Below are 6000 nucleotides of genomic sequence, written 5' to 3'. Positions count from 1 at the left end.
GCGCCGGCGAACGTCCCGTCAGTCGCCTGCTCGAACACCAGCATGCCGCCGTTATCGACGTTGCCGCGGACGGACCCCGCGTTGCCGATCAGCGTGCCCGACTGGATCCTGGTATTGCCGTAGGCATTGCTTGCATTGCTCAGGCGCAGCGTGCCCATGCCGACCTTGACGAGGTCGCCGCTGCCGGACACGCCGCCCGCCAGGCCCAGCGTCGTCCCCGCCGCCACATCCACGCGGCCCGCCTGCGCCAGCGTAATCGCGCGTGACGTCGTAAAGGAGTCCGTGGTGGCCAGCGCACCACCGCCAAACACCAGCGCGCCCGTCACATGGCCCAGGCTCTCGTCGCGCGCGATCTGCAACGTGCCGCCATCGATGCGGGTGCCGCCGCCATAGGCATTGATGCCGTCCAGCACCAGCGTGCCGGCCCCGGCCTTGACGAGCGAGCCGCCTCCCGACACCAGGCCGGACAAGCCCAGCGTCGTGCCAGCAGCCACGTCGACGCGGCCCGCTTGCGCCAGCATCACGGCACGCGAGATGTCGAACGTGCCGGTGGTGGCCAGCGTGCCACCGTTGAACGTCAGGCCGCCTGCGGCGGCGCCCAGGTTCGCGTCACGGCCGATACGCAGGATGCCGTCGGCAATCGTCGTGCCGCCGACGTAGCTGTTGCTGCCGTTCAAGACCATCGCGCCGCCGCCGCTCTTGACGAGCCCGCCTGCTCCCGACACCGCGCCGTTCACGCCCAGCGTGGTCGACGCTGCGACGTCGAAGCGAGCCGTTTGCGCAAGCGTTACGGCGCGCGAGGACGTAAAGGATCCCGTCGTGGCCAGCGCACCGCCATGGAATGCCAGGCCGCCTATGACATCGCCCAGGTTCGCATCGCGATCGATCTGCAGGGTGCCTGCCTCGATCGTCGTGCCGCCGTCATGGCTGTTGCTGCCGCTCAAGACGAGAGTGCCCCCGCCCTGTTTCACGAGACCGGCTCCGTCCGAAACCGTAGAGGTAAGGCCCAGCGTCGTGCCTGCCGCCACGTCGAGGCGGCCGGTTTGCGCCAGCACGACCGCTCGCGCGATATCGAATGTGCCTGTGGTCGCCAGCGTGCCACCGCTGAATACCAGTGCGCCGGCCGCTGCGCCCAGGCTGGCATCGCTGCCTACACGCAGGTTGCCGTCAGCGAGGATTGTGCCTCCGCTGTAGTCATTGCCGCCGCTCATGACCAGTGTGCCGGCGCCGCCCTTGATGAGCGCGCCGTTACCCGACACCGTACCGCCCAATCCCAACGTCGTGCCTGCGCGAACGTCGAACATTCCCGCCTGTGTCAGCAGGACGGCACGCGAACTGTCGAAGCTGCCGGTGGTCGCCAGCATCCCGGCGTTCAAGGTCAGGCTGCCGGCCGTCGCGCCGAGATTGGCGTCGCGCTCGACCTGCAGCATGCCACCTTCGATCCTCGTGCCGCCGGCGTAGGTATTGACGCCGGTCAGGCTCAATCTTCCGGCGCCCGATGCGGTCAGCGAGCCAGAGCCTGAAACGTCGCCCCTGAAAATGCCATCGACCGTCTGTTGGAAAACCAGCGCGCCGTCATTGATGACATTGCCAGAAATCGAAGCGGCATCGCCGATCAGCGAGCCACGCTGGACCCAGGTATTGCGGTAGGCATTGGCTGCGTTGTCCAGGCGCAGGACGCCCGCGCCTGCCTTGACCAGGTCGGCGCTGCCCGACACCTGGCCAGTCAGGGTCAGGACATTGCCGGCGGCCACGTCGACATTGCCCGCCTGCGCGAGCGTAATGGCGCGCGAGGAGGAAAAGGACCCGGTCGTGGCCAACGTGCCCCCGCCGAACGTCAAGCTGCCGCCCGCGACGCCCAGATTATCGTCGCGGCTCACCTGCAGCGTGCCGTCCAGGATTGCCGTGCCGCCACCATAACTATTGGAGCCGCCCAGGACCAAGGCCCCAGCCCCGCGCTTGACGAGCCTGCCGCCGCCTAAAACCGCGCCGCTCACCCCCAGCGTAGTGCCGGTAGAGACGTCAAAGCCCGCATCCGGTGAGATCCCGAGGGCGATGGAGCGCGAAATCCCAAAGGATGTCGTCGTCGCCAGCGTGCCGCCGTTGATGATAAGAAGACTGTTCGCCGCGCCGAGGCTGGAGTCATGCGCAATCCGCAGCGTGCCGCCGTCCAGCATCGTGCCGCCGGCGTGGGTGTTTCCGCTGCGCAAGCTCAGCGTGCCGCTGCCCTTTTTGACGAGCATGCCATTGCCCGAAACCTCGCCGGACAAGCCCAGCGTCGTGCCGGCAGCCACGTCGACGCGGCCCGCTTGCGCCAGCGTCACGGCACGCGAGATGTCGAACGTGCCGGTGGTGGCCAGCGTGCCGCCGTTGAACGTCAGGCCGGCTGCGGCGGCGCCCAGGTTCGCGTCGCGGTCCACCCGCAGCGTGCCGCCATCGATTCGCGTACCGCCGGAGTAGCTGTTGGCGCCGCTCAACACCAAGGTTCCTGCGCCGGCTTTGGTAAGGGTCCGCCCGTCCCAGCCCGTCGCGCCATTGGCCGCCTGGTCAGCGAGCGCCGCGCGCACCTCGAACTCGTCTGTCGCGTCGGTCAGGGTGAACGTGCCGTGCGCCAGATTGTTGCCGGTCAGCCAGCTCAGGCCATAAGAGGCGAGGTATCGCAGGTTATCCGCGGACTTGCGGGTATTGACGCCTAGATAATCCACGGTGCCTGCGTAGCCTCCCACGCTCACCGATCCGAAGTCTCCAGTGATGCCCGAGCCGGTCTCGATCAGGACTACGTCTGACAGGCTCGCGCCATGGATGCCTCGGATGGCAAGCGAGACGCCGTCACCCAAGGTCACGCTGCCGGCCGTGATGGCAGGTCCACCCGCGCCCGCCGCGATGTCCAGGGCCGTGTGATCGGCCATGCCGATATCGCCCGCCACCGCCAGCGTCGCCGGACCTTGCACCGACAGAACACTACCCGTCCCCGCCACGCTCAGGTTGCCGCCGAGGCGGCTGGCCGCGCCCCCGAGCCCGTTGCCGAACTGCAATGCGCCGCCAGCCACTTGAGCCGAGCCGCCGAGCGCGCCGATCACCACCAGCTTACCGTTCCACACCTTGGTATGGCCCGTGTACGAGGCATGGTTGCCGGTCAGCTCCAGTGTGCCCGTACCGGTCTTCTCCAGCACTCCGTCTCCGAAGAGTGAGCCGCCAAAGGTTCCGTCGGCCAACTGCTGGAACACTAACGTACCGTGGTTCTCGACATTGCCCCGGACGGAAGTCGCGCTGCCGATCAGCATGCCCGACTGGATCCGGGTATTGCTGTAAGTGTTGCCCCCGTTGGTCAGGTGCAGCGTGCCCGCGCCTGTCTTGATCAAGTCGCCGCCGCCCGACACTCCTCCCGCCAGCAACAGCGTGCGGCCGGTCGCCACGTCGACGCGGCCGGACTGCGCCAACGTGATGGCGCGCGAGGTTATGAATGAGTTCGAGACCGCCAGCCCGCCGCCGTCGAACACCACGGCGCCCGTGGCGTTGCCCAGGTTTTCATTACGATCGACTTGCAGCATGCCACCGGTGATCAAGGTGCCGCCGCTATAGGTGTTGGCGCCGCTCAGAACCAGCGTGCCGTTACCCGCCTTGGTCAGCGTCCTGCCGTTCCAGCCCGTTGCGATATTGGCTGCCTGGTCCGTAAGCGCCACGCCAAGTTGGAACCGGTCCGGCGCATTGGCAAGCGTGAACGTGCCGTGGGCCAGGTTGTTACTGGCTGTCCAGCTTGGCGCGTAGGCCGCTCGGTACTGCAAGTCGTCGGCCGACTTGCGCGTATTGACCGTGAGATAGTCCACGGGGCCCGTGAATCCGCCCACGCTCACCGCAGCGAAATCGCCGGTGATGCCACTGGTGGAATCAATGAGCACGGCATCGAGTTGGCTCTCGTCGGCAATGCCGCTCAGCTTGAATGTCACGCCGTCGCCCAGCGTCACGGTGTTGGCGCGCAGGGACGGGCCGCCGGTACCGGCTTTCACGTCCAGAATGGTGCCGTCGGCCAAGTCGATATTTCCCGCCACTGCCAGCGTCGCAGGGCCTTGCACCGACAACGTACTGCTGGCGCCGGCAACCCGCAGGTCGCCGGTCAGGTTGCTGGCCACGCCCACCGCGCCGTCGCCGTATTGCAATGTGCCGCCCGTCACTTCCGCCGAACCGCCCAGCGAGCCCAGCACCACCAGTTTGCCGCCGGATACGGTCGTCCTGCCCTTGAAGCCGCTGCTGGCGCCGGACAGCAAGGTGGTGCCGGCGACCTGGTTGACGCGATGCGAGGAGCCGCTGTTGGTCCCGCTGTCCAGTGCGGCGGAAAAGCGGTAGCCGGCGTCGGTGTGGTTGAAGTTCAAGGTGGCGTCGCCCGCGCCGAACTGGATAGCGGAAGCATTGATCACGCCGGCGCCGGCCGCAGCCAGGCCGGCATGCCCACCGATGTTGATCGTGCCGGAGGGGCGGTAGAACAGGAAAGTGCTGGGCGCCAATACGATGGCCCCGGTTCCGCTCGCGCCGACGTTGACCTCTCCCTCGTCCGCGACCGTCAGGCTGCCGGAGTTCACGCCGAGCCCATACCCCAAGGTCATCGAACCCAGGTTGTTCCAGACGGCCCCGCCTCCCCTGACCTCCACGTTACCGACGCTGCCATCCATGCTGCCGACGTAGCTGTCGGTGTTTGAAACGACGCCGCCATTCTGGATGCTGAGCAGTCCGCGCCCGCCCATGTCGCCCACCCGCAGGAAGCCGCTATTGGTCCAGGCCGATCCCGGCCCGCGCACCGTGACGGATCCGTCGCCACCGGCGTTGCGGCCCACGTAACCATCGACGCTGGTCAACTGCCCCTGGTTCTGGACGGACACCGTGCCGCCGCCGCCGTCCGCGCCAACCAGCAGCGCCAAGGTGTTATTCCAGGTGGACGCGGAGACGGTCACTTGCGCCGAGCCGTTCTGCGCGGCATTGACCGAGCCGAAGCGGTTGGAAACCAGGCCGCCGTTCTGGATGGTCAGCCATCCCTGGCCCGTGCCGCCGACGAAGAGGTTGTCCGAAACGGTCCATTCGGCGTCGGCGCCGGCAACAAGCACCCCTGCCGTATTGCCCGCCGCCGCGCCGCCGTCGATTTTTGCCTCGGCAGAACCCAGCTTGTCGAGGATGCGCAACTGCCCGCCACGGGCTGTCACGACGCCCTGGAAACCGGCGCTATCGCCCGTCAGGAAGGTCGTGCCGGCGTAGTGATTGATGGCGCCCGCGCCCGGTCCGCTGCTGGCAAGGCGCGTGCTGAAGGTGGTCGAGGAACTGGTGTTGAAATTGAGCGTGCCCATGCCCGCCCCGAAACGGATTTCGTCCGCGGACAGCGTGCCCGCGAGGGCGGGTGCGGCTCCAGGCGCCGCGCCGATGTTGATCGTGCCGGTCCCGCCCGCGACCGGGGCCAGCGAGACGATCCCGCCGCCGACGACGACCAGCGATCCGCCATCGACGAGATTCAGCGTTCCGGTGCCGCCGGCGCCGATGGACAGGTCCCTGTACACCGACCAGGAAGACGTCGAGCCCGTCACAGTGGCCGTGCCGATTCCGCCCGGCCCGGTGCCGATCCCGCCCGCTGCGCTGTAAAGGCGGCCTCCGTTGAGTACGGTGATTTCGCCGGAGCGGGTGTTGCCGACCATAAGGTCCACGGCGGCGTTCCACCCCGCCGCATTATCAGGCAGGACATCGCCCGAAGCGATGATCGTCACCTGCGCCCAGGCTGGCGACGAACCGCAGGCGGCGGCCAGCGCAACCATCGCCCCCAGCGCCCGACTGCGGCCCCGGCTCTTGCCATGCCCGCGGGCATGTTCGCCCACGACCTGCCACAGCCCTGCGCTGCGGTTGAAGACAATGCGATAGATGCGGTTCATTGCGGCCTTCTGGACGGTAACAAGCGCCGGCGGAACGGTCGCCGCCGGTTATGACGGGCGGCAGGCACGAGAGGGACGGCGCGAAACTTACAAT

General features: G+C 67.7%; 1 protein-coding gene. It reads right to left on the bottom strand.

Annotated features, from left to right (window positions below; all coding sequences use genetic code 11):
- On the bottom strand, nt 1-5906 hold a 5906-nt coding region (locus tag CEY08_RS10300; protein WP_088607646.1), incomplete at its 3' end, for an autotransporter-associated beta strand repeat-containing protein.
- Nucleotides 5907-6000: the final 94 nt, after the last annotated feature.

It is taken from the genome of Achromobacter insolitus, assembly GCF_002209555.1.
GTDB lineage: Bacteria > Pseudomonadota > Gammaproteobacteria > Burkholderiales > Burkholderiaceae_B > Achromobacter > Achromobacter insolitus.
The sequence above is the reverse complement of the archived record's forward strand: the minus strand, read 5'-3'. Positions and strand labels throughout refer to the sequence as shown.